This window comes from Geopsychrobacter electrodiphilus DSM 16401, assembly GCF_000384395.1.
GTDB lineage: Bacteria > Desulfobacterota > Desulfuromonadia > Desulfuromonadales > Geopsychrobacteraceae > Geopsychrobacter > Geopsychrobacter electrodiphilus.
Genome location: NZ_ARWE01000001.1, coordinates 3,635,954 through 3,658,601, shown reverse-complemented (window position 1 = coordinate 3,658,601; position 22,648 = coordinate 3,635,954). Strand labels below are relative to the sequence as shown.

Annotated in this window: 22 protein-coding genes; 10 read left to right on the top strand and 12 right to left on the bottom strand. The window is 59.2% G+C overall.

Annotation, left to right across the window (positions count from 1 at the left end; genetic code table 11):
- From D888_RS0117175 to D888_RS22150, 9 genes are read left to right on the top strand one after another with little or no spacing between them, the layout of a single operon-like run.
- A complete protein-coding gene (locus D888_RS0117175) occupies window positions 1–1,260 on the top strand; it encodes a B12-binding domain-containing radical SAM protein (protein WP_020677812.1) in 1,260 nt (419 codons plus the stop codon).
- A complete protein-coding gene (locus tag D888_RS0117170; RefSeq protein ID WP_020677811.1) occupies window positions 1,257–2,606 on the top strand; it encodes a lipid biosynthesis B12-binding/radical SAM protein in 1,350 nt (449 codons plus the stop codon). Before D888_RS0117175 ends, D888_RS0117170 begins: the two co-directional genes overlap by 4 nt.
- A gap of 18 nt (window positions 2,607–2,624) precedes the next feature.
- A complete protein-coding gene (locus D888_RS0117165; protein WP_020677810.1) occupies window positions 2,625–4,076 on the top strand; it encodes a B12-binding domain-containing radical SAM protein in 1,452 nt (483 codons plus the stop codon).
- On the top strand, window positions 4,063–5,256 hold the full coding sequence (locus tag D888_RS0117160) for a DUF2062 domain-containing protein (protein WP_020677809.1): 1,194 nt from the start codon (window positions 4,063–4,065) through the stop codon (window positions 5,254–5,256). Before D888_RS0117165 ends, D888_RS0117160 begins: the two co-directional genes overlap by 14 nt.
- Entirely contained in the window at window positions 5,234–6,196 is a 963-nt protein-coding gene (locus D888_RS0117155) for a lysophospholipid acyltransferase family protein (RefSeq protein WP_020677808.1), read from the top strand. Before D888_RS0117160 ends, D888_RS0117155 begins: the two co-directional genes overlap by 23 nt.
- A complete protein-coding gene (locus tag D888_RS0117150) occupies window positions 6,196–6,450 on the top strand; it encodes a phosphopantetheine-binding protein (RefSeq protein ID WP_020677807.1) in 255 nt (84 codons plus the stop codon). The genes D888_RS0117155 and D888_RS0117150 overlap by 1 nt, the downstream gene beginning before the upstream one ends.
- The gene (locus D888_RS0117145; protein ID WP_020677806.1) at window positions 6,447–7,637 is read left to right on the top strand and encodes a beta-ketoacyl-[acyl-carrier-protein] synthase family protein; all 1,191 of its coding nucleotides are present in this window, start codon (window positions 6,447–6,449) and stop codon (window positions 7,635–7,637) included. The genes D888_RS0117150 and D888_RS0117145 overlap by 4 nt, the downstream gene beginning before the upstream one ends.
- On the top strand, window positions 7,634–8,719 hold the full coding sequence (locus tag D888_RS22155) for a beta-ketoacyl synthase chain length factor (protein WP_020677805.1): 1,086 nt from the start codon (window positions 7,634–7,636) through the stop codon (window positions 8,717–8,719). The genes D888_RS0117145 and D888_RS22155 overlap by 4 nt, the downstream gene beginning before the upstream one ends.
- A complete protein-coding gene (locus D888_RS22150; RefSeq protein WP_083928896.1) occupies window positions 8,716–9,288 on the top strand; it encodes an acyloxyacyl hydrolase in 573 nt (190 codons plus the stop codon). Before D888_RS22155 ends, D888_RS22150 begins: the two co-directional genes overlap by 4 nt.
- 15 nt (window positions 9,289–9,303) lie before the next feature.
- Here D888_RS22150 and D888_RS0117130 read toward each other — a convergent pair whose 3' ends face one another.
- Both D888_RS0117130 and D888_RS0117125 read right to left on the bottom strand, forming a co-directional pair.
- The gene (locus D888_RS0117130) at window positions 9,304–10,287 is read right to left on the bottom strand and encodes an undecaprenyl-diphosphate phosphatase (protein ID WP_020677803.1); all 984 of its coding nucleotides are present in this window, start codon (window positions 10,285–10,287) and stop codon (window positions 9,304–9,306) included.
- Window positions 10,288–10,519: 232 nt separating this feature from the next.
- On the bottom strand, window positions 10,520–11,209 hold the full coding sequence (locus D888_RS0117125; RefSeq protein WP_020677802.1) for a VIT1/CCC1 transporter family protein: 690 nt from the start codon (window positions 11,207–11,209) through the stop codon (window positions 10,520–10,522).
- Window positions 11,210–11,450: 241 nt separating this feature from the next.
- Between D888_RS0117125 and D888_RS0117120 the strand changes: the two genes are divergently transcribed.
- Window positions 11,451–12,605, top strand: coding sequence for a patatin-like phospholipase family protein (locus tag D888_RS0117120; protein WP_033423772.1), 1,155 nt, complete (start codon window positions 11,451–11,453; stop codon window positions 12,603–12,605).
- Between the two features lie 124 nt (window positions 12,606–12,729).
- Here D888_RS0117120 and D888_RS0117110 read toward each other — a convergent pair whose 3' ends face one another.
- The 10 genes from D888_RS0117110 to D888_RS0117065 form a co-directional block, all read right to left on the bottom strand.
- Complete coding sequence (locus D888_RS0117110; protein WP_020677800.1) at window positions 12,730–14,160, bottom strand: AcvB/VirJ family lysyl-phosphatidylglycerol hydrolase; 1,431 nt, start codon at window positions 14,158–14,160, stop codon at window positions 12,730–12,732.
- Between the two features lie 64 nt (window positions 14,161–14,224).
- Entirely contained in the window at window positions 14,225–15,607 is a 1,383-nt protein-coding gene (locus tag D888_RS0117105; protein ID WP_026362462.1) for a phospholipase D-like domain-containing protein, read from the bottom strand.
- A 55-nt stretch (window positions 15,608–15,662) separates the two neighbouring features.
- On the bottom strand, window positions 15,663–16,241 hold the full coding sequence (locus tag D888_RS0117100; RefSeq protein ID WP_020677798.1) for a DedA family protein: 579 nt from the start codon (window positions 16,239–16,241) through the stop codon (window positions 15,663–15,665).
- On the bottom strand, window positions 16,241–16,954 hold the full coding sequence (pgl, locus tag D888_RS0117095) for a 6-phosphogluconolactonase (RefSeq protein WP_020677797.1): 714 nt from the start codon (window positions 16,952–16,954) through the stop codon (window positions 16,241–16,243). Before pgl ends, D888_RS0117100 begins: the two co-directional genes overlap by 1 nt.
- Window positions 16,954–18,492 (bottom strand): glucose-6-phosphate dehydrogenase, encoded by a 1,539-nt coding sequence (gene zwf, locus D888_RS0117090; RefSeq protein ID WP_020677796.1) that lies wholly within the window; start codon window positions 18,490–18,492, stop codon window positions 16,954–16,956. Before zwf ends, pgl begins: the two co-directional genes overlap by 1 nt.
- Window positions 18,493–18,496: 4 nt before the next feature.
- Complete coding sequence (gene gndA / locus D888_RS0117085) at window positions 18,497–19,924, bottom strand: NADP-dependent phosphogluconate dehydrogenase (protein WP_020677795.1); 1,428 nt, start codon at window positions 19,922–19,924, stop codon at window positions 18,497–18,499.
- A 40-nt stretch (window positions 19,925–19,964) separates the two neighbouring features.
- Window positions 19,965–20,588, bottom strand: coding sequence for an HAD family hydrolase (locus D888_RS0117080; RefSeq protein ID WP_020677794.1), 624 nt, complete (start codon window positions 20,586–20,588; stop codon window positions 19,965–19,967).
- Window positions 20,589–20,611: 23 nt separating this feature from the next.
- Window positions 20,612–21,061 (bottom strand): RpiB/LacA/LacB family sugar-phosphate isomerase, encoded by a 450-nt coding sequence (locus D888_RS0117075; protein ID WP_020677793.1) that lies wholly within the window; start codon window positions 21,059–21,061, stop codon window positions 20,612–20,614.
- Window positions 21,062–21,090: 29 nt separating this feature from the next.
- Window positions 21,091–22,074: an ROK family protein gene (locus D888_RS0117070; RefSeq protein WP_020677792.1), complete on the bottom strand. Its 984-nt coding sequence runs from the start codon at window positions 22,072–22,074 to the stop codon at window positions 21,091–21,093.
- A gap of 33 nt (window positions 22,075–22,107) precedes the next feature.
- Window positions 22,108–22,641, bottom strand: a complete 534-nt coding sequence (locus D888_RS0117065; protein ID WP_020677791.1) for a TM7S3/TM198-like domain-containing protein — start codon at window positions 22,639–22,641, stop codon at window positions 22,108–22,110.
- Window positions 22,642–22,648: the final 7 nt, after the last annotated feature.

Below are 22,648 nucleotides of genomic sequence, written 5' to 3'. Positions count from 1 at the left end.
ATGAAAATGGCATTGATCTACCCGCGCTGGCCGAAGCTGGACCGCCAGACCGAGTTTCATCTGCCGCCGCATGGACCGGTGGTGTTTGCCGCGGCCCTGCCCGACAGGGTGGAGATCAACTTCACCGATGAGAACCTGCAGACCATCAACTTTGACGGCAGCTGCGATCTGGTCGCGATCTCGACCATGCTCAGCTCGCAGCTTCCGCGCGCCTTCGAGATAGCCCGCGAGTTTCGCGCGCGGGGCAAAAAGGTCATCTTCGGCGGCATCGCCACCATGCTTCATGCCGAAGAGGTGCAGCTGCATGCCGATTCGGTGTTCCTGGGTGAGGCCGAGGGCCGCATGGCTCGGGTGATCGAGGATTTTGAGCGCGGTGCGCTCAAGCCGGTCTACAATTACATGAACAATCACCCTGATATCAACCTGGTCGGTACCGCCAGACGTGAGATTCTCGATCGCGAGCTCTACAACTATCGCGGGGTGCAGATGCTCGATCTGGTCCACGCTTCGCGCGGCTGCAGGTTTGACTGTTTCCCCTGCTGCACCGGTTTCTTGGGCGGCAAGATGTTCCGCCCGCGGCCGGTCGACAAGGTCATCGCCGAGATGGAGGCGATTCAGAACAACCGCCTGTTTATCGTCGACAACTCCCTGGCTCAGGACAGGCAGTGGCTGATCGATCTGTTCACCGCCATGGCGCCCTTGAAGAAAAAATGGGTTTCCCATCCGATTCTGGATGATGATCTGGTGCTCAAACTGGCCGCCGAGGCCGGGGCCTGGTATGTCTACCAGGCGGTCTTCGACACCTCTGACACCATCCGCAACCGGGTCAAGCGTCTTAAGGATCACGGTATCGGCATCGAAGGGACGATCATTCTCGGCACCGATGATCAGAGTGAAGACGACATCAAGCGCCTGGTCGATTTTCTCATCGAGATTGAACTGGATGTCGCCGAGTTCACCATCATGACCCCCTTTCCCCAATCACCGGTCAGACGGCAAATGGAGAAGGAGGGGCGTATTCTCTCGAACGACTGGCTCAACTACACCGCCGACAAGGTCGTCTTCCAGCCGAAACAGATGACCCCGGAGAAGCTGCAGGAGATGTACTACTACGCCTGGGATACCTTCAATGCTGACAGCGGTCATCAGCTGAAGATGGGAGAGCTGTTCAAAAAGGTCATTCGTCGCGAGATGGATGACGGCACCTATCACCGTTACAATCCGCGCAAGCGGCGGATCTTCACTCGGGCGGAGGCGTGAGTCGCGTCTTTTTGATCTCGAGCAACAGGGCGACCGAGCCTTACCCGGTCTATCCCTTGGGCATGGCGGTAGTCGCCGGGGCGCTGCAGTCGGCCGGGCATCAGGTTCGGCAGTATGACCTTCTGGTTCAGGGCGAAGAGCCGCTGGGTGCCGCCCTCGAACAGTTTTCTCCGGGAGTGATTTCAATTTCGCTGCGCAATATCGACGACGTCGATTCTTTTAGTGGGGAGGGCGGCTGGTACCTGCAACAGGCAAAAAACCTGATCGAAACCCTGCGCGGGTTCAGTGCGGTCCCAATCGTGGTCGGCGGCCCGGCGTTGACCATCATGCCGGAAGCGATTGCCGAATTTCTGCAGGTTGATCATGCGATCATCGGCGAGGGGGAGCGCTCTCTACCTGAGCTGGTGCGGCAATTGGCCGCCGGTGAAAGCGCGCCGTTGGTTATTCCGCGTACCAGTCCGCTGACGGGAGACCAGTTCAGCGCGCCGCTGTTCGATCAGTCTTTGATCGACTATTACCTGCGGCAGAGCGGCATGGTCAATCTGCAGACCAAGCGCGGTTGTCCCTTTTGTTGCAGCTACTGTTCTTATCCGCATCTCGAAGGGGACCACTTCCGGGTGCGCGACCCGCGGCTGGTGGTTGATGAGCTTGAAGGCTTGACCCGGGACCACGGGGTCGAGCGGGTCTTTTTTACCGACTCGATCTTTAATGATCCGCAGGGGCATTACCTGCAGCTGGTCGAGGAGCTGCTGCGACGCGATCTGAAGCTGCGCTGGTCGGCGTTTTTCCGGCCACAGGGGCTGGGGCGTAAGGAGCTGGCGTTGATGAAGCGCGCCGGACTCTATGCCCTGGAGCTGGGGACCGACGCCGCCGCCGACCAGACCCTGGCCGGGATCAACAAGGGGCTGCGCTTCGATGAGGTGCTTGCGGTCAATCAGGCCTGCCTGGACGAACGTCTGGCCGCGGCCCACTTTGTCATGTTCGGCGGTCCGGATGAGGATGAGCAGTCGCTGGAAGAGGGGTTGCGGAATCTGCAGCTGCTCGGAGTTTCGGTGGTCTTCGCTTTTTCAGGGATCCGGATCTTTCCCGACGCCCCGCTGCATCTGCGAGCGGTCGCCGAGGGGCTGATAGCCGCTGAGACTTTGCTGTTAAAACCGGCCTACTACTTTTCACCGCGCCTCGACCGGCAGCTGATGGAAAATCGGATCACCGCCAGCTTTGCCGGGCGCGCTAATCGCATCTTCCCCCCCTCGGAGGGGCTGAAGCGGCTGCAGGTGATGAAAAAGTTCGGCTATCGTGGCCTGATGTGGGACCAGCTGGTCCGTTTCCCCAAGCAGCGCAGATAATCTCTAACCAGGAAAACCATGGCGCAACTGAACGCTAAAAATATTCTGCTGCTGCACCCGCTCGGTTATCAGCTGGCGGCGGCAGCGCGGGACATCTCACGCAAGGCGAATATCATGCCGCCCCTCGGCCTGGCGAGCATCGCCGCTTACCTGGAGCGCGCCGGTCTTTGCTGCGAGATCCTCGACTGTTATGCGTTCCCCGACGCCGATCAGCGCCTGCAGCAACTGCTGCGTGAGCAGCGCCCGGCTCTGCTCGGGATCAGCTGCACCACCGCCAGCTTTCATGATGGGGTACGACTGGCGCAACTGGCCAAGGCCGAACTGCCGGGTCTGCGTGTGGCGTTCGGCGGCCCGCATGTTTCGGCCTTAAAAGAGAAAGTTCTGGAGTTTTCTCCTCTGATCGATTATGCGGTGATCGGCGAGGGTGAGCAGAGCATGCTCGAACTGGCGCAGCTGGCCGGCGACTCGCCTGAAAACGTCGAGGGACTGGTGTGGCGCGCCGCCGACGGCGGTCTGGTCAATAACGGCTACCGGCGCCAGGCGCTGGTCCTCGATGAGCTGCCCTTTCCGGCCTACCATAAACTTGCCGGTTATCCCGACGCCTACAAGCTGCCGATCTTCAACTACCCCAAGGCGCCCAACAGCAGCTGTATCTCGAGTCGTGGTTGCCCCTACAGCTGCAGTTACTGTGACCGCAGCGTGTTTCGTCAGACCTTCAGGTACAATTCGGCCGATTACCTTTATCGGCACCTGCTCTATTTAAAAGATCGCTTCGGGATCCGGCATATCAACTTCTACGATGACCAGTTCACCTTTCATCGCGGCCGGGTCGAAGAATTCTGCCGCTTGATGATCGAGCAACCGTTGGGCATGACCTTCAACTGTGCGGTACGCGCCGAGCATGTCGATCGCGGCCTGCTGCAGCTGATGAAGGCCGCCGGCTGCTGGATGGTCAGTCTGGGGATCGAGAGCGGCGATGAAGAGCTGCTCGCCCGGCACCGGCAGAACGCTGATCTCGATATGCTGGCCGAGACCATCCGCACCATCAAGAGTTGCGGTATCCGCACCAAGGGGTTGCTGATGATGGGGCTGCCCGGCGAGACTGAGGCTTCAATCCGGCGCAGTATGGATTATGTCTTTTCGCTGCCGATCGACGACTTCAACCTCGCCAAGTTTACCCCCTTTCCGGGGTCACCGATCTACGAGACGATTCATCAACTCGGGGCATTCGACGAAGACTGGCCCAGGATGGACTGCATGCACTTTCAGTTTATCCCGCAGGGGATGGAGAAGGCGCAGATGGAGAAGCTGTTTATCGAGTTCTACAAGAGCCATTTCAAACGCAAGCGGGTGCTGCTCGGTTATCTGGCCATGCTCTGGAAATCCCCCGACAGCTGGCTGCGCTTTGCTGGCAGTGCCGGACAATTTTTACGTTTTGCCTTGAGTAACAAGCGTTATGGCTCTTCTTGAAGATCAGGGGGGGACATTTGTCGTGGTTCCGGCGTATAACCACGCGACGACCCTGCGGCGGGTCGTTGAAGGGGTCTTAACCCAGCATGAACGGGTGCTGGTGGTCGATGACGGCAGCAACGACGGCGCGGCCGAAAGCCTGGTCGGGCTGCCGGTTGAGCTGTTGCGACATGCGCAAAACCGGGGCAAGGGCGCGGCATTGCAGACTGCGGCCCACTGGGGCCTGGAGCAGGGCTACAGTCATATGGTCTGCCTCGATGCCGACGGCCAGCATGACCCGGCTGACTTACCGAAATTTTTTGCCGAAATTGCGGCCCATCCGCAGGCGCTGATTGTCGGCCATCGCGATTTTGAGCAGGCCTCGATCCCGGGAGCATCGCGTTTCGGCCGGCAGTTTTCCAATTTCTGGCTGCGTCTGCAGACCGGCAGCCGTCTTAGAGATGTGCAGAGCGGGTTTCGCGCCTATCCGTTGCTGATTTTTGCCGGTTTGAATTTCTGGACCCGGCGTTACAATTTTGAAGTCGAAGTGCTGGTGCGTTCGGCCTGGGCCGGGGTGGATTTGCGGGATGTCGATATCTCGGTTTATTATCCTCCGGCAGATGAACGGATCTCGCACTTTCGGGGTTTTATGGACAACTGGCGTCTGACCCTGCTGAATACCCATCTGACCCTGCGTTCGATTGTGCCCTGGCCCCACCCGAAACTCATCGAACTGCAGAGTGTGAAAGGGACTCCGGGCGCTTCCGTTTCGGCCTTGCACCCCTTGCGCTCCCTGCGGCAACTGCTGCGTGAACATAGCTCGCCAGGGCAGCTGTCCGCTTCGGCGGCGCTCGGCGTGTTCCTCGGCACCCTGCCGCTGCTCTTTTGTCATACTCTGGCGATCCTGTTCGCCTGCAGTTTTTTTCGCTTGAATAAACCGGCGGCGATCAGCAGCAGCCAGCTGTGCATGCCGCCCCTGGTGCCGGCCCTGTGTATTGAGCTGGGGTATTTCATGCGCCAAGGGGAATGGTTGACCGAATTTTCACTGCAGACCCTCGGCTACCAGGCGGTGCAACGCCTGTACGAGTGGTTTTTAGGTTCTCTGGTGCTGGCTCCGCTTTTGGCCGGACTGGTCGGGGGCCTGACCCTGTTGCTCACCCTGATGATAAAGAAGAACGATGCCACAGTCGCAAAAGGATAGCGCCGCGCCCAAGGCGAACTGGAGCAGTCGCAGCATCGGGCGCAACTGGCAGCATCAGCTGTTTTACCTGCTGATCCGGCTGGGTGGCAGACGTGCGGCCTATCTGCTGCTCTATGTCGTTGTCGCCTACTATGTGCTGTTCAGCCGTCTGGCCCGCCAGCGCGCCAGCTACTATCTGAGCCGGCGCTTTCCGGGCAGGTCCGGTCCGCGGCGCCTCTGGCACTGCTATCGTTTGATTCTATCCTTCGGGCAGGTCTTGATCGACCGGGCGGCGGTCGGCATCCTCGGGCCGCAGACGTTGAGCGTCACCCTCGAAGGCCGTGAGGCGTTGCTCAAGCTGCGCGATGCAGGGCAGGGGATGATCATGATGACCGCCCATGTCGGCTGCTGGCAGGTTGCGATGTCGTCCCTGAATTTTCTAGAGCGCCCGGTACATATGCTGATGCGCCGAGAAGATGGTGATATTGATCGCCAGTATTACGAACATGCGGGGCTCGACTGCCCTTACCGGGTTATCGACCCGACCGGCTATCTGGGCGGAACGTTGGAGATGCTCAGCGCGCTCAAGCAGGGAGAGATTGTCTGTGTCATGGGGGATCGCCAGCTCGGCAGTGAACGCAACACGGTGGCGGTCGACTTTCTCGGCCAACCGGTTGCCATCCCTTTCAGCGCCTACAAGATCGCCGCGACCAGCGGGGCGCCGGTGGTGGTCTTTTTCAGCTATAAGGATGGCTCGGCCAGCTACCGCCTGAACCTGGCGCGGGTGGTGCGCGTCCCCGCGCTGAAAGGGCGCAAGCCCGAGACCTTTCGCCCCTATGCTGCGGAATTTGCTGCAGAACTCGAGCAGTATTGCCGGGAACAGCCTTACCAGTTTTTTAATTTTTTTGACCTCTGGCTGCGTCAGCAGCCCGAACCGATAAATAACGACAAGGAGTCATGATGGATATCAAGGCAAAGTTGAAGCAGATTCTGATCGAAGAGTTGAATCTGGAAGATGTGACCCCGGCTGAGATCGCAGATGATGCGCCGTTGTTCGGTGAGGGACTGGGACTTGATTCCCTTGATGCGGTGGAGCTGGTGGTGGTGATCCAGAAGCATTTCGGGGTTGAGATCAAGGATATGGAAGAGGGGCGTCCGGCGCTGCAGTCGATCAACACCCTGGCCGCTTTCATTGAGTCAAAGCAACCGCGGTGAATCAGGCGGTTGCCATCAGCGGGGTCGGGTGCCTGTGCGCCGCCGGAATGACTCTGGCGAGCGCCTCTGCATCGATGCTGCGGCGTGAGCGTAATCCTGGTCCGCCACGGGCTTTTTTAACCAGTCATCCCAGTCCTTATCCGGTTTTTGAGGTTCTGGCTGCACTCCCCCGGCAAGGGAATAATCCTGAACTGTTGCGGACCACGCGTCTGGCCTTGAGCGCCTTAGCCGAGGCGCTGGTTGATGCCGGGCTGGATGACGCTGATCTTTTCGGGCTGAAGGTCGGAGTCTGCATTGGGACAACGGTCGGCAGTGCCATGAATAACGAGGATTTCTATCGAGATTTTCGCTCCGGGGCTGATCCTTCAATGGCGCCCATTGAGCGTTATCTGCGTAGCAATCCGGCCTCAGCTGTGGCCCGTCATTACCGTTTGGATGGCCCCTGTCAGGTGGTGGTCAACGCCTGTGCGTCGGGGACCGATGCTATCGGGCTGGGGGCTTCCTGGGTGCGCAGCGGAGTTTGCGATATTGCTCTGGTTGGCGGGGCGGACGAACTCTGTCGCACGACCTATAACGGTTTTGCCTCGTTGATGATCGCCGATTCCAAACCCTGTAAGCCCTTTGATCAACAACGTCGTGGTCTTAATCTTGGCGAAGGGGCGGGGATGCTGGTGCTTGAATCAGCCGCATCGCTGAGGTCGCGAGGGAAAAGCCCGCGCGGCTACCTGCTCGGCTACGGCAGCGGCACCGACGCCTACCATTTGACCGCGCCCCATCCCGAGGGGCGTGGGCTGCGTCAGGCGCTGGCCGAAACGCTGCGAACTGCCAACGTCAAGGCACAACAGGTCAGCTTTATCAATGTCCACGGCACCGGTACCCCGGATAACGACAGGGTCGAGAGCCTGGTGCTGGGTCAACTCTTCCCCCGGACGCCGCTGGTTGCCACGAAATGCTACACCGGCCACACCTTGGGTGCTGCCGGGGCGATCGAAGCGGTCCTCACCTTGGCCAGCCTCGAACAACAACAACTGCCAGGCAATGTCGGCCTGACCCACGCCGACCCGGAGCTTTCCGTTTATCCTTCAGCAGAACCGGTAGGGGTACGCGGAACCCTGGCTATTTCCGAATCACTGGCCTTCGGGGGCAACAATTCGGCCCTGCTGATTGGTCTGGAGGTGCCCCGGTGACTGCCATCCAAATTAACGGCCTGGGCCTGGTTGGAGGCTTTGGTTGCGGTCAACAGGCATTGCTGGGGGCCCTGGAGAAGGGTGAAGTCTCGCCCGTCGCGGTTGCGCTGCGGGATCATCATATCCCCCTGTTGCAGGCCGACAGCGCACCCTTGGAAAACTTCCTGAATAAGCGTGCCCTGCGTCGCATCGATCACTTCTCGCGGCTGGCACTGCTCGGGGCGTTTCAGGCTCTGGAAGATGCCGCACAGCCGGCGCTGGATAAAAGTCGTCTCGGGCTGGTGCTGGCTTCAGGGTTCGGCCCACTGACCACCACCTTCGACTTCCTTGATTCGGTGATTGAAGATGGTGACATTTGCGCCTCACCGACGGCCTTTTCCAATTCAGTCCACAATGCGGCGGCGGCGCATATCTCCATGCAGCTTCAGATTACCGGACCGAATTTGACAATCAGTCAGTTTGACCAATCGTTGGCAGCAGGACTGCTCTCTGCATGGCAAGGGCTGGCAGAAGAGCGGGTTGACGCGGTTTTGTTGGGGGTGGTTGACGAATACTGTCCGGTTCTGGGTCATTGCTGGGAGAAGTTCTGTGAAATTCCTGGGGCACAGAGGATGACACCTCTTGATTTTAGTCGGATGACTGGCATCGTCGGCGAGGGTGCAGCCTTCTTCCTGCTGCAAAGAGAGACCCCCATCCCAGCGCGTTACGGTCGAATTAACAGCGTTAAGGTGGGTAACCTCTGTGGTAGCAAGCCGCAGTTAGAGATCGTCAGGCCGCTTATCCTTGGGTGCGAGGGCCTCCTTAATAATGGCGCCACTTACGGTCAATATGTGGCAAATGGGCAACCGGTGGCCTGTTATTCACCACTCTATGGGGCTTCCCCGGTTAGCCCGGCTTTTGATTTGGCTGTTGCGGCCCTGAGCTTGCAGCGCGGGTTGCTCTTCCCTTCAAGTGATGACGGTGGTGATTACTATCAGGGTGGGGTGATCCGCGAGACACGCCCCTGCAGTGCGCTTGGTTGTTTGCGTTTCGGCAACGACGGCGAATATGCTGTAATCCACCTAAGCCGGGGTGATCTATGATGCCAAAGACCGGAGGGCCTATGGTCTGTCTGTTGCTCGCTTTATGCCTGCTTGCCCCGTTTCCGGTCGGCGCGGTGTCGCTGGACCAGCCACAACACCTTGGGCTGGCCATGGTGTATGGAACCAGTTACGCTCCACAACCTGCCTTTCGTATCGGGCAGTTGAGCCTGATGGCGCTCTACGACTATGAACAAATCATGCCGCACCCTGCACCGGAACCTCTCAGGTTTAAGATAGAGGGGAGTGTTGGGTTCGCTGACCCCGCGGGTAAAAAATTGCTGGTCTCGGCCAATATCTTCGCCCTCTACTATCTTCGTAACCTGGAGACCCGGACTCTCTCTCCCTATGTTGAAGGGGGCATTGGCCTGGTTTACAGCGATTTTCAGGTCGAAGGGCAGGGCTTGCGGCTCAACTTTAATCCGCAAGCCGGTATCGGCAGTGAATGGCTGTCATCGAACAAGGTACGCTGGTATGCGGCCTTCAGAGGTTATCATCTGTCTAACGGTAACCTTTATCATGAAAACCACGGGATCAACGCGTTCACCCTGCAGGTCGGGCGATATTTCTAGTTCAGCCTGCTGTTATTACAATACCCCGTTCATTAACAGCGTCCCCGCCACCAGCGCCAGAGCGACGCGGTAGTAACCGAAGATGGCCAGCCCGTGACGGTTGAGGTAGCCGACCATCCACTTTACCGACAGGACAGCTGCAACGAAGGCGAAGAAAACGCCCACGGCCAGAGACAGGGCATCGAAGGTCTGGAGCATGACCTGACCATGTTTGAGCGCGTCATAAGCGGTGGCGGCGGAAAGGGTGATCAGGCCGAGCAGAAAGCTGAATTCGACGGCGGCCGACAGTGTGAGTCCGACCAGCAGTCCGCCGACGATGGTCACCAGGCTGCGGCTGACCCCCGGCCACATGGCGATGCACTGGGCGAAGCCGATGATCAGGGCCATGCGCCAGCTGAGTTCCATGATCGACAGCCCACTCTGAGCACCTGTCTCTTTATGTTTGTTTCTCCAACTGACGGCGAGGATCGCCAGCCCACCAAAAAACCAGGCCAGAATCACCGGCCAGGTGCCGAACAGGTAGGATTTGATCAATTTATTGAAGGCCAGCCCGATGACGGCGGCGGGGAGAAATCCGACCACGACATTCGTCAGCAGCTGGCGTCCGGCGGCGTCTTTACCCATCAGGCCTTGCAGCATCTGCCTGACCCGGCGGAAGTAGAGGCCGAAAACCGCGAGGATCGCGCCTGCCTGAATGCAGATGGTGTAGGCATCCGAGGCCTCCTTGGTGCGTTTGCGCTCTTCGGGGGTGAGGGCGACGCTCTCGCCGATCCCCATCACTCGCTCCGCAAGCAGCAGATGCCCGGTCGAACTCACCGGCAGGTATTCTGTCAGCCCCTCAACCACTCCCAGAACCGCCGCCTGCCCCAGGGTCAGCGCCGAAGTTTTCCCGGCGGATTGACCGGGTGCGGCCGTAACGGCGGCCATGCAGCTGGCGCTTTGCAGCACAATGTAGAAAAAGACCAGCAGATAAGGCATCAGTCGTTTTGAGGGGCGCATATTCTCTCCGAGATCAGACCCACAGGGTCGATTCTTCGCCTGCCTCAAACCCTTAAGCGGCCGACAGGGCAGTGCTTATAAAAAAACCAGATAAGGGGGTAGCATAATTTTTTGATCAGGTAAAGACATGGTCTGCAGATCTTGCCTCAGCCCTGGGCAGCACCTGTAGTTTGGGATTGCGCTACCGCTGTACTCCAGGCTTAGAGCCGGGGGGATTACTGGGGGCGAAGAGTCATGCTGCAACTCCGAAGAGTGCCCCGACCCCTGCGGTCAACGCCATTGCCAGGGCCCCCCAGAAGCAGACCCGGATTGCGGCCTTGCCCCGGTCGGCCCCGCCTGCATGGGCAGAGACTCCCCCCAGCAAGGCCAGAAATACCAGCGAGGTCAAAGAGATCGCTGGGATAATCGCCTTGAGCGGCACCAGCACCGAAATCAGCAGGGGCATGGCCGCCCCGACCGCGAAGGTGCCCGCAGAGGCCAGTGCGGCCTGGACCGGGCGCGCGGTGGTCATTTCGGAGATGCCCAGTTCGTCCCGGGCGTGGGCTTCCAGCGCGTTGTGATTGGTCAGTTGGATTGCGACCTGCCCCGCCAGATCCTCATCAAGTCCCCGATCGACATAGATAGCCGTCAATTCAGCCAGTTCATGGACCGGATCGGTCAGCAGTTCCTGTCGCTCTTTTGTTAAGTCGGCCTGCTCGGTATCGGATTGCGAACTGACCGACACATATTCTCCCGCGGCCATGGACATCGCGCCGGCCACCAGTCCAGCGACCCCGGCCACCAGAATACTGCTGCGCGTAGACTGGGCCGCGGCGACGCCGACCATCAGGCTGGCGGTCGAGACAATCCCGTCGTTCGCCCCCATAACGGCGGCGCGCAGCCAGCCGATGCGTTGAGTCCGGTGATTTTCCAGGTGGCGCATACTCAAGCCTTTCGCTTTTTCCGGTTAGATCTTCATGCCAGGTTTTTACCTTTCGCACATAAAGAATCAGCTGGAGGAGATTAGCATACTCACCCGGTAGATTTTAATCCAAATCAGGGACAACCTGTCCGTCTCAGGCCGATTGGGTCAGTTATTTGCCGAGAACAGTGGCGCAAAAAAAGGTACACTTATCGATCAACGAGGGTTGCTCTTCTCACGCGAGGTCAGTGAAGATAAGTATATGGCAAATTTAAAAAATGATCTGGCTCTGGTGTTGAGCGGAGGTGGTGCCCGGGCAGCATATCAGGTTGGGTTTTTACGCTGCCTTGCCAGACATTATCCTGAGCTGCAGATTCCAATTTTAACCGGCGTTTCGGCAGGCGCAATCAATGCGGCTTTTCTCGCCAACCATAGCGGGAGCTTTGCAGAGGCTGTGGCTGACCTTGCCAGGTTGTGGTCGGGGCTTGAGGTCGAACAGGTTTTTCGTACCGACAGTTGGAGTCTGGCTAAAATCGTCTCGCGCTGGGGAATCAATCTGTTGTTTGGCGGACTGGGAATTTCTCCTTCAGTCCGTGGGCTGGTGGATACTTCTCCGCTGCTGAAGTTGCTGCTGGAACAACTTGCTCCTCATGATGGCCTCTTGACCGGGGTCAGGGCGAACCTGCGACGGGGGTCGCTGAAGGCCCTGGCGATTACCGGGACCAATTACGGGACGGGACAGGCAGTGACCTGGGTTCAGGGACGGGGGATGAGGATGTGGGAACGCCCGCACCGGCGAAGTGTATCAACCGAAGTGACGGTAGAGCACATTATGGCTTCGGCGGCCCTGCCGCTTTTTTTTCCGGCCGTTCAGGTTGGGGACAACTGGTTCGGCGATGGCGGAATCCGTCAATCGGCTCCACTCTCGCCAGCGCTGCACCTGGGAGCCGGGAAAATTCTGGTAATCTCGACCCGCTATGAGCGCTCGATGGCAGAGGCAAATGTTTCGATGGTGCATGGTTATCCACCCCCGGCTCAGATTCTGGGCACGATGATGAATTCGGTCTTTCTGGATGTGCTCGATCAGGACGCGCGGTCGCTTGAGATGGTCAACTTTCTGCTCAGTAAAATCCCTCAGGGGTTAGATCCCGGGCCATCCCCGGTTGAACTCTTTATGTTGCGTCCTTCCTGCGATATCGGCGAACTTTCCGGCCAATTTGAAGCTCATCTGTCGGGGCTGTTTCGCCATTTGATGCGAGGCATAGGGACACACAGAACCTTGAGTCCTGATTGGCTGAGTATGATTATGTTTGAACCTGGTTACTTGAAGCGACTGCTTGAAATCGGTGAATCTGATGCTGAAGCGCGACTGGCTGAGATCGTAGCAGTGCTTGGTCCGGTTACCGCGGCCGGTTAAAAATCAAGCGAGGTGAGAGGTTTATTCATGAATCCCTGGCAGGGGTAGAGGTCGATGACAAGCTCATTGCCGTCAGTGCGCATGCCCCCATTTGACGGCAACTGAGAGCAGCCCGCAGAATCAATTATTTTGTGTCGACCTCGGCCAAAATCAACTCAACCAGTTTCTTGTAGTCTCCGTCGAAGTGATGCCCACCATCCAGCCCAACGCTTTTGGTCAGACGGTCTGGTTTCAGGTCACGGCAGAGACTGTCTTTTTCGTTCCTGCCGTAGACACAGAGCACGTTCAGTCCCTGCAGTCGGGCAAGTTCCGGGGCGATCGGTCGCCCGGGGGGCCCGCCTCCGCCCATCCAGTCGCTCAGGTGAAATTCGAAACTGGCCGTTTTCCCCGGGTTGAGCAGTGCAACTGTCGCGATCCGGGATTGCAGCTTGTCCGGCAGACGGCTGGCCATGAACGGCAGCACGTCGGCGCCCAGCGAAAAGCCGATCAGCACCACCCGCTCGCGTTTCCAGGCTGACATATAGTGGCGCAGGATCCGTTCGAGATCCCGGGCGGACTGCTCCGGTGAGCTGGGGGTCCAGAAATACCTCAGGGTATTGAGGCCGACTACTGGAATCCCTCTGGCCGCCAGGGTTGTGCCGATGTCCCGATCGATGGACGCCCAGCCGCCGTCGCCGCTGAGAATTATCGCGAGCAGGTTGCTGGCCGGGCCGTTAGCAGGAAGCTCGATCAGGGGAAGATCTGTGACTACGGAGGCCGGTTGGTCTGTGGCCTTGCCGCTCTTGTCCGATGCAATCAGGCGGGTGAACGCCGCGCGAAATTGGGGCAGCCAGTTTTTCTGGACCGAAAAGCCGTGGCCGACCCTGGGCAGCAGGATCGTTTCGGCATTGTTGACCCCCTTGACAAAGGTCTCGACCGCGCCAGCGTTACACACCTGATCGATGGTCCCCTGAAAGACGATCCAGGGATTTTTAAGCTCAGAGGTGGGGAGAAAATCATAACCGTGATTCGCCGGATCGGGTTTGCTCGTCAGGCTGTGACCGGCGCAGAAGGGCTTGTTGAGCGGCAGGTCGGGGCAGAAACCCAATGAAATGGCTCCGCGGAAGGTGTTTGGCGGCGCCTGGGCCAGTAGGGCATAAACCAGGGTTGCGCCCGATGAATAGCCGACCAGCACCGGGGTCTGGTAGTGTTCGAAGCCCAGCTTCATCTGGATAAACTTCGACAGGTTCTCGAAATCAGCTGCAGGGTAAGAGCAGTTCTCGGATGAGCGGCGAAGCTGGCGCAGGTAATGGGTGATATCGATCCCGACGACCAGGGCATCGAGGCCAGCCAGACTTCTGGCCATGTCGATCACGCCCAGATTCCAGCCGCCATCACCGGAGACGAACAGCACCACATGGTTCGGCTGCGCCGAGGTTTGATAGAGGGTGAGTTTGCCGAAACGGCCATATTTAAGGGTTGATTCGCTCCCCCAGGCTGAACAGGCCCCCAGAAACAGGCAAGCGATGAGCATGGCACCAGTCAGTCTGTTTTTATGACAAGCTGTTTTTAACATCTGTTCTCCATAATGGTATGTACCACAAAGTTTTCGCGGTTGTATAACCCCCCTGTGTCATCGTTCAAAGCATGGGGGCCAGCATCCTTGCCACACCTTCGCTTAAGTCGCGCAGTACGCCGACTGTCCCGATGCCGGAGCGGCAATCATGCAGGATGGTCTCGATCCAGGCATGAACCTGTTTAATCTCAGACGGACTATAAATCAGAAGCCCCGTTTCATAGTTCAAAAAAAGGCTGCGCATGTCGAAGTTGGCCGAGCCGAGGATCGCCAGGTGGTTATCGGCCAGAAGAGCCTTGGCGTGCAGCATTCCCGGTTGGTAGAGCTGAATCTGCCCACCAGCGGCCTGCAGGTCACGGAGGTAAGGACCGCGCGCCATATCTGCCAGGCGATGATTCGACTTTGCCGGTACCAGGACCTGCACATCGACCCCACGGTGGGCGGCCAGATTCAGAGCCTCGGCCAGGGTTTCATCGGGTATAAAATAGGGGGTCACAATCCATAAACGTTCTCTTGCCTGAAAAACGGCTGAAATCAGCGCGGCGTAAAGCGGGTCACCATTAACATCCGGTCCTGAGGGCACCACCTGCAGAATGGCGTTCCCGGCGGGTGTAGAGGATCGCGGACATTTTTGCGGCGGAGTGTGTTCTCGTCCGGTGGCAAATTGCCAGTCGGAATCGAAGACGCTCAAATAATGCCGGGTGGCAGGACCCTCCAGCAGGAAAGACAGATCGCACCAGCGCTCTGGCACCGGGATCGGGCCTATGTACTCGGCGGCGATATTGGTTCCCCCGGCCCAGACCCGTAAATCGTCGGCGATGACGGCCTTACGATGGTTTCGCAGGTTGGTGCGGCCACGAAAGGGGCGATGCAAGACCGGCATGAAAAAAGCGACCTCCCCACCGGCGCGCCTCAGTGGTGCCAGGGCGTGTTTGCCGGTGTGCAGCGAACCGACGCCATCGAGCAGCACTTTCACCTTGATCCCTGCCGCAGCCCGGCACGCGAGCCGTTCGATGATATCGCGGCCGACCACATCCGGAGACAGGATGAAGGTGCTGACCCAGAGGCTCTCTCGCGCCTGATCGATCAGCTCCGTCAGGGCGGTATACCCTTCTTCCCCCGAAAGACACAGCTGGACCCGATTGCCGGCACTCGCGCCTGGAATACCGTAAGAGCGCAGCAGGCGATCAATCTCCGGGATTTCTTGCGGGGGTGGCGATTGCTGATCCTGAAGCGCCAGGTCGGTTTTGCTGTCGGCCAGGCGGCGCGTTTTGCGTCCACCCAACATCAGGTACAGGGGAATCCCGAAATAGGGGACAAGCACCATGATAAGCAGCCAGGCCAGAGATCCTGCCGGTGAGCGGCGCTGACGGATCATCCGGGCAATCACCACCAGGGCCAGGCAGAAGCCGAGGAGCAGAACAATATGGGATAAAAACCAGGTCATCGGCATGGGGCCGCGGAGGAGAGGAGAAAGATGAGTCTTCTTGTTTGCATATGCATCAGGCTTTCGGCACAGGGTTTTGATCGGAATGGCGCTTCCGTCTTACCAGATAAATAACCCAGCCTGTCAAGCTAATAGCAATCAGCGCAGCAAAGGCCCAGCGCTCATAGCGTTTTACATCACCCAGGAAGATTTCGAGGGTCCGGCCGAACAGGTAGCCGGCGCTGCCAAAAAAAACGGCCCAGACCAGGGCACCGATGACGTTAAAAGGGATAAACAGGCGTAAGGGCACTTTACTCATACCGAGGGCGAACGGCGTGATGGTGCGTAAGCCGTAGAGGAAGCGGAACCCGAGCATAATCGAGATCTGATAGTTGCGGATCAACCTTTGAGCCCGTTCCAGGCGCGGCTGCCAGTGTGGGCGCCGCTTCAGCAGATAATCGCTGTGTTTCCAGCCCAGATAGAAGAACAGCTGGTCGCCGAACAGGGTGCCAATAAACGCGGCGATAATGACCCCGGAAAGATGCAGATAGCCGCGATGAGCGGCAAACCCGGCCAGCACCAGAATGGTCTCCCCCTCCAGAAAGGTTCCCACCAGAACTGCCAGATACCCGAATTGTTGAATCCAGAGCTCCATCAGGAAGCCTGCTCCGTTGCCGCCTTGTCAACCAGCCAGCAGAGGTCACCATTCAGTGGGGCGATCAGCTGCGCAGGGAATTGATCGCGCGGTCCGGCTTGGACCTGGCGCAAAATTTTGGCTTTGGCCGGACCTGAGACCAGAAAGGCCACCATCCGGGCCTGGTTGATGAGCGGGGCGGTCAGGCTGAGGCGGCTGAAGTCCTCCCCCGGTTTTTGCACCGGGGTAACCAGCCGCACGCGCTCCTGCGGCGCCGCAGTCCCCGGAATCAGCGAGGCGGTGTGGCCGTCTTCCCCCAGACCGAGCAAAATCAGGTCGAAGCGCGGCGCATCAGGCTCAAAGAATTTCTGCAGCAGGGCTTGATAGCGTCTTGCGCTGGCCTCGGGATTTCTAGTGCAGGTCATCGCATGGATCTGTGCGGCGGGGATCGGCACCCGGTCAAGCAGCGCCTCGTGGGCCATGCGGGCGTTGCTGCGTGGGTCATCTCCGGGCACACAGCGTTCATCACCCCAGAAGATGTGGACCTGTGACCAGGGGATCTGCTCGCACAGCGGCGCGAGCGCCAGCTGATGATAGGTCTGACGCGGGGTGCTGCCACCCGCAAGGGCGACGCAAAAGCGCCCGCGCGCGGCTACGGCCTTGCAGGCCTCTTCAGCAAACAGTTTGGCCGCAGCCTGACTCAGCTGCTCCTTGTCATCGAAGATCTGAATCATCACTCTTTGTCCTCTTGCTCCCCACATTTGGCGCTGCTTGCGACCGGCTCAAACCAGTTGCGCCCGTCCTGGGTCAGCAACGCCGCCGCCGCCTCGGGCCCCCAGCTGCCAGGGCGATAGTCGGGGAAATCGCCAGCCGGCACCGAGGTCCAGCTCTCCAGCACCGGGGCGATGACCTCCCAGGCCTTTTCGACCTGATCGGCGCGCATGAAGAGCGTGGCGTCGCCGCGCATCACATCAAGCAGCAGGGTCTCGTAGGCTTCCGGCGCGGTGGTGTTAAAGGCGTCGCTGTAGCAGAACTGCATATCAACCGGGGCGAGGACCATGCGTGTGCCGGGCTGCTTGGCCTGAATGCGCAGGGTGATCCCCTCTTCGGGTTGAATGCGGATCACCAGCCGGTTGGGCTGCCAGTTCTCGACCGCACTGGCCGGAAAGGACTGATGGGGGACGGGACGGAACAAAATCGAGACCTGCGAGACCTTATCGGCCAGGCACTTGCCGGTGCGCAGGTAGAAGGGCACCCCCTGCCAGCGCCAGTTGTCGATGAACAGCCGCAGGGCGGCAAAGGTTTCGGTGCTGGAGTCCGGTGCGACGCCCTCTTCCTGGCGGTAACCGGGGGTCTTCTGCGTGCCGATCTGCCCCTTGCCGTACTGGCCGCGGACGGCGTACTGATGCACCTTGTCCGGCTTGATCGGGTGAATCGCCCGCAGCACGTCGACTTTTTTGTTGCGGATCTCATCGGCGTCGAAGGAGACCGGCGACTCCATGGCGATAAGGCAGAGGATCTGCAGCAGATGATTCTGTACCATGTCGCGCAGGGCGCCGGCATGTTCATAGTAGCCGCCGCGACTGCCAACCCCCACGGTTTCGGCCACGGTAATTTGGACATGATCGATATAGCGGCGATCCCAGATCGGTTCGAACAGGGCATTGGCGAAGCGGAAGGCGAGCAGGTTCTGCACCGTCTCCTTGCCCAGATAATGGTCGATGCGATAGATCTGATTTTCCGAGAACATCCCGGTCAGGGTCAGGTCGAGGGCGCGCGCCGAGGCCAGGTCGTGACCGAAGGGCTTCTCCACCACCAGGCGGTCGCGCCGGCAATCTTTGCACAGCTCGAGCCTGGCAAGCTGGCCGGCGACGGTTTCAGCCAGGGCCGGCGGGATAGCCAGGTAGAAGATCCGGTTCGCCTCGAGGCCCCAGGTTTGATCGAACTGTCTCAATTGTTCCGCCAGCGCCGTACCGGTCTGCTTTTCGGCCAGGTCGCCGGCGAGATAGTTAAGGTGGGCGGCGAATTCGTCCCACGACTTTTTCTCCGTCTTGCCGCGGCGTGAGAACTGATCGACGCCATCCCGCAGGTGCGCGCGAAATTCCTCATCGCTGATAGCCTTGCGACCGATTCCAAGGATCGCCAGGCGCTTGGGCAGCTCGTCATCAAGATAGAGGTTGTAAAGGGCCGGAATCAGTTTTCGCCAGGCCAGGTCGCCGCTGGCGCCGAAGATGACAAACACGGTTGGTTGGGGTTGATTGTTGCGTTCCATAGGCTCAGCTCCGTTGCCATTCACTGTGGAAGGTTCCTGTGGCGTCGATCCGCTCATAGGTGTGGGCACCAAAATAGTCGCGTTGCGCCTGGATCAGGTTGGCTGGTAGCCGGGCGCTGCGATAGGCGTCAAAATAAGCCAGGGAGGTCATCAGCGCCGGCACTGGAATCCCCTGTTCTGTCGCGCTGCTTACGACCCGGCGCAGGTCCTGCTGCCGGTCGAGGACCTTTTGTGTCAGCCGTCGGTCGAGCAGCAGATGGGCGAGCTGCGGCTGCTTGCTGTAGGCGCTCCACAGGTCGTCGAGCAGGGCCGCACGGATAATGCAGCCGCCGCGCCAGATTTTCGCGACCTCCGCCAGTTGCAGATCATAGCCATGCTCTGTTGATGCCTTATGCAGCAGGGCCATCCCCTGGACGTAGGTCAGCAGCATGGCCGCAAACAGGGCATTCTCCAGTGCATCGATGAGGTCTTGCTGATCTCCTTCAGCACCTTCTGGAGCGGGCCGCGATGAGGAATCCAGCGCGCTTGCAAGCAGATCGCGCTCGGCCTTGTCGCCGGAAAGATCGCGCATCATTACCGCCATATCGATCACCGGGATCGGCACCTGAAGTTGCATCGCTTCCTGGCTGGTCCACATTCCGGTCCCTTTCTGGCGCGCGGCATCCAGAATCAGGTCGATGCGGTCGCGGCCGGTGCGTTCGTCGGGTTGGGCGAAGATGTCGGCGGTGATCTCGAGCAAAAAGCCGCTGAGAATCCCCTGGTTCCATTTTCGGTAGATCTCGTGCAGCTGGGCGTTATTGAGTCCAAGGCCGCGCTTCATCAGGTCGTAGCTTTCGGCGATGAGCTGCATCAGACCGTATTCGATGCCGTTGTGGACCATCTTGACGTAGTGGCCCGCCGCGCCGGGGCCGAGCCAGGTGACACATGGTTCGTCAGCGACTTTGGCGGCGACGGTTTCGAAAAGCCTCTGGACCCGCGCATAGGCCTTTTTTGAACCACCGGGCATCATGCTTGGCCCCCTTCGGGCGCCTTCTTCGCCGCCGGAGACGCCGACCCCGAGGAACTCGAACCCCTGCGCTGCCAATTCCTGAGTGCGGCGCGCGGTATCGATAAAGTGCGAGTTGCCGCCGTCGATGATCAGATCCCCTGTGTCAAGCTGCGGCAGCAGTTCGGCGATGACGGCATCCACCGGCGCCCCCGCCGGCACCAGCAGCATGATGGCGCGCGGCAGTTTCAGGCAGTTGAGAAAGGCGCTGATGTTCTGCTCGGCGGCAACCTTTTTGCCGCTCCCTTCGGTGGCAAGGGCGGCGACTTTGTCCGCGTCCCGGTCATAACCGGCCACGACAAAGCCGTGATCGGCCATGTTCAGTAACAGGTTGCGGCCCATGACACCCAATCCGATCATGCCGATTTCGGCAATTTTTGTGGTCATTCTGTTGTCTCCTTATGCCTTAGGTTCAGTCTCTTTCAGTTCAGTTCAGGGTCAGGCCGAGCCTGGCCAGTTCTGCGCCGGTGGTTTTGACGTCACGGTGAAGAATTCCGCGGATTTCAAGGCTCTGGGCCACGTCGATAAACATTTCCCGATCATCGATGTAGATGACCTGACCTGGATTAACCTGAGCCATGTCGATGGCCATGCGGAAGATCTCCGGGTCGGGCTTGCGCAGATGCACGTAGCAGGAGGAGACGAAAAAATCGATGACCGCGGTCAGGCCAAAGTTCTCTATGCGGTGGGCGTTGAGTTCGCGCCCCTCGTTGCTGACGGCGACAATCTTCAGCTGGTAACGCGCTTTGAGTCGACGAATCAGTTCAATCATTTCAGGGCAGGCCTGCGACTGGGCGTACATGAAGGCCCTGAACTCTTCGGGGGAGAAGCTGCGTTGCCGGTAGAAAACGATGCGTTCAAGATAAGCTTCAAGACTCAGCTGTCCCTTTTCATAGCTGTCGAAGATCAGGTGATGGCGTTCGTTCAGCTCCTCGTAATCGAGATCAAAATGTTGGGCCGCCAGTCTGCGCATCTGGCGATCCCAGCCGTTGTTTAACAGCACCCCGCCGATATCGAGGAACAGGGTGGTTATGCTGGAGACTTTGGACATGGATTGCTCCTTATCGTGCGATTTTAATTGTCCTCTTCCAGGCGCGCGACCTTGGACAGGCGGCGCTGGTGCCGTTCGGCTTTAGAGAAACGGGCCTGCAGAAATATGCCCGCAAGTTCTATGGCCAGGGAAGGACCGATAACCCGTGCACCGAGACACATCAGGTTCAGCGCGTCGTCCTCGACCCCCTGGTGGGCGCTGAAGGAGTCATGGACCAGGGCGGCGCGCACCCCGTCGACCTTGTTGGCGACCACCGAGGCTCCGACACCGCTGCCACAGATGGCGATGCCGCGCTCTATGGTTCCTGCGGCCACCGCTCTGGCCAGGGGGATGACGAAGTCGGGGTAGTCGTCAGTCGGATCGAGGTTCGCAGCACCAAAATCGATCAGGGTATGCCCCTGGTTCTGCAGCTCATCGATCAACCTGTGTTTGAGTTCGAACCCGCCGTGGTCGGCGGCGATGCCGAGGTGCATGCGTTCACTCCAGTTTGTTGGGGACAGAGTCATCCCGGGTTTTTATTTGTGCCGCAGCGCTGCATGGCGAAGGCTGCCGCGCCAATCACCCCGGCGTCATTGTGAAGTAAAGCCGGGAGCACCTGAAGTTGTGCGAGGGCGGCCTGCAGGGCTTTCCCCTTCACCCCTCGCTCAACCTCGCCAACCAGCTTCGGCAGCCCCTCAATTACGCCACCGCCCAGCACCAGCCGTTCCGGGTTGAAGGCGTTGATCAGACCAACCATGCCACTGATCAGGGCTTCGCTCACCCTGGCAACGATCTGGCCGGCCAGTGGGTCGCCGGATTGGGCGGCCCGGGCGACGAGTGCCGCTGTGATTGCCGCCACCGAACCTTCCGCCATTTTTTTTAGCAGCGCTCCACCAGTGGGATCGGCGGTCACCGCCTCCCTGGCGCTCCGGGCGATGGCCCAGCCGCCAGCCAAAGCTTCGAGGCAGCCGCGATTGCCGCAGTTGCAGAGGGGACCGTGCAGATCAACTGTCATGTGGCCGAGTTCGCCGGCGCTGTTGCTGCTGCCGTCAAGCATACGGCCGCCGCTGACAACGCTGCCGCCGATGCCGGTGCCGACGAACAGACAGACCATATCAGCGCAGCCTTTGCCGGCACCGAACAACCATTCACCCCAGGTCGCCGCGCGCACATCGTTCAGCAGGGCGACCGGCAGCTTAAGCTCTCTCTGCAGTTCGGCCTGGAGCGGGACCTCATGCCAATTCAGGTTGGGGGCAAAACGCACGGTTTTGCCAGCGCTATCGATCTGTCCGGCGACTCCGATCCCGAGACAGTGGGGGGAGATCCCTTCTTCTTGCAAAAGATCGTGGACCGCGGTGACGATTTTTCGTATGACAGCTGTCGGACCGTCCTGGGCGGGGGTAGCTACTTTGAGTTTGTTCAGGATGCTGCCCGATTCGGTCACCAGGGCCACCTTGATTTTTGTGCCTCCCAGATCGACCCCGATTGTGCAATTTTTTGCATTCATGGTGAAACTTTCTTCATGGTGGCAAACTCTCGCTTACCTGTGGCGTGAAGGAGCGGGAATACGCTCATCTTTATTTCTTAAGCTGGCCGATTGGACCGCGATTCCAATCAGAGTCAGACCGAGAAATAGCAAACCTGAGAGCCAGGGGCCGACGCTGATGTCTTCGCTTATGACCGCTGCCCCGACGAGGGACGTGAGCGTCAGCAACACCCAGTCCACTGAGACGAGAGCCAGAACTGCGCCGATCACGCCGCCCAGTAAAAAGAGTAGAACCGGAGCCGGATCACTTTGGACTTCCAGGACGAGCAGCAGTTTTACTAGCAGATAACCGCCGGCCAGAAAGCCCATGATACCAAAGGAGACCCGCTGCAGAAAAATCGCGCCGAGCGCGCAGAGAAGGCCGAGGCCGGCTGCAATGAGCCAGGCACTCCAGGCGGGCCAACTCATCAGGTGGTAGCTCATCCAGTTGAAGCCGAACAGAAACCCCATAATTCCCACCGCCAACCAGAACAGGCGTCGTCCCGCCAGCAGGAGTGTGGCACCCATAAAAATTTGCAGAAGATTCATTCTTTCT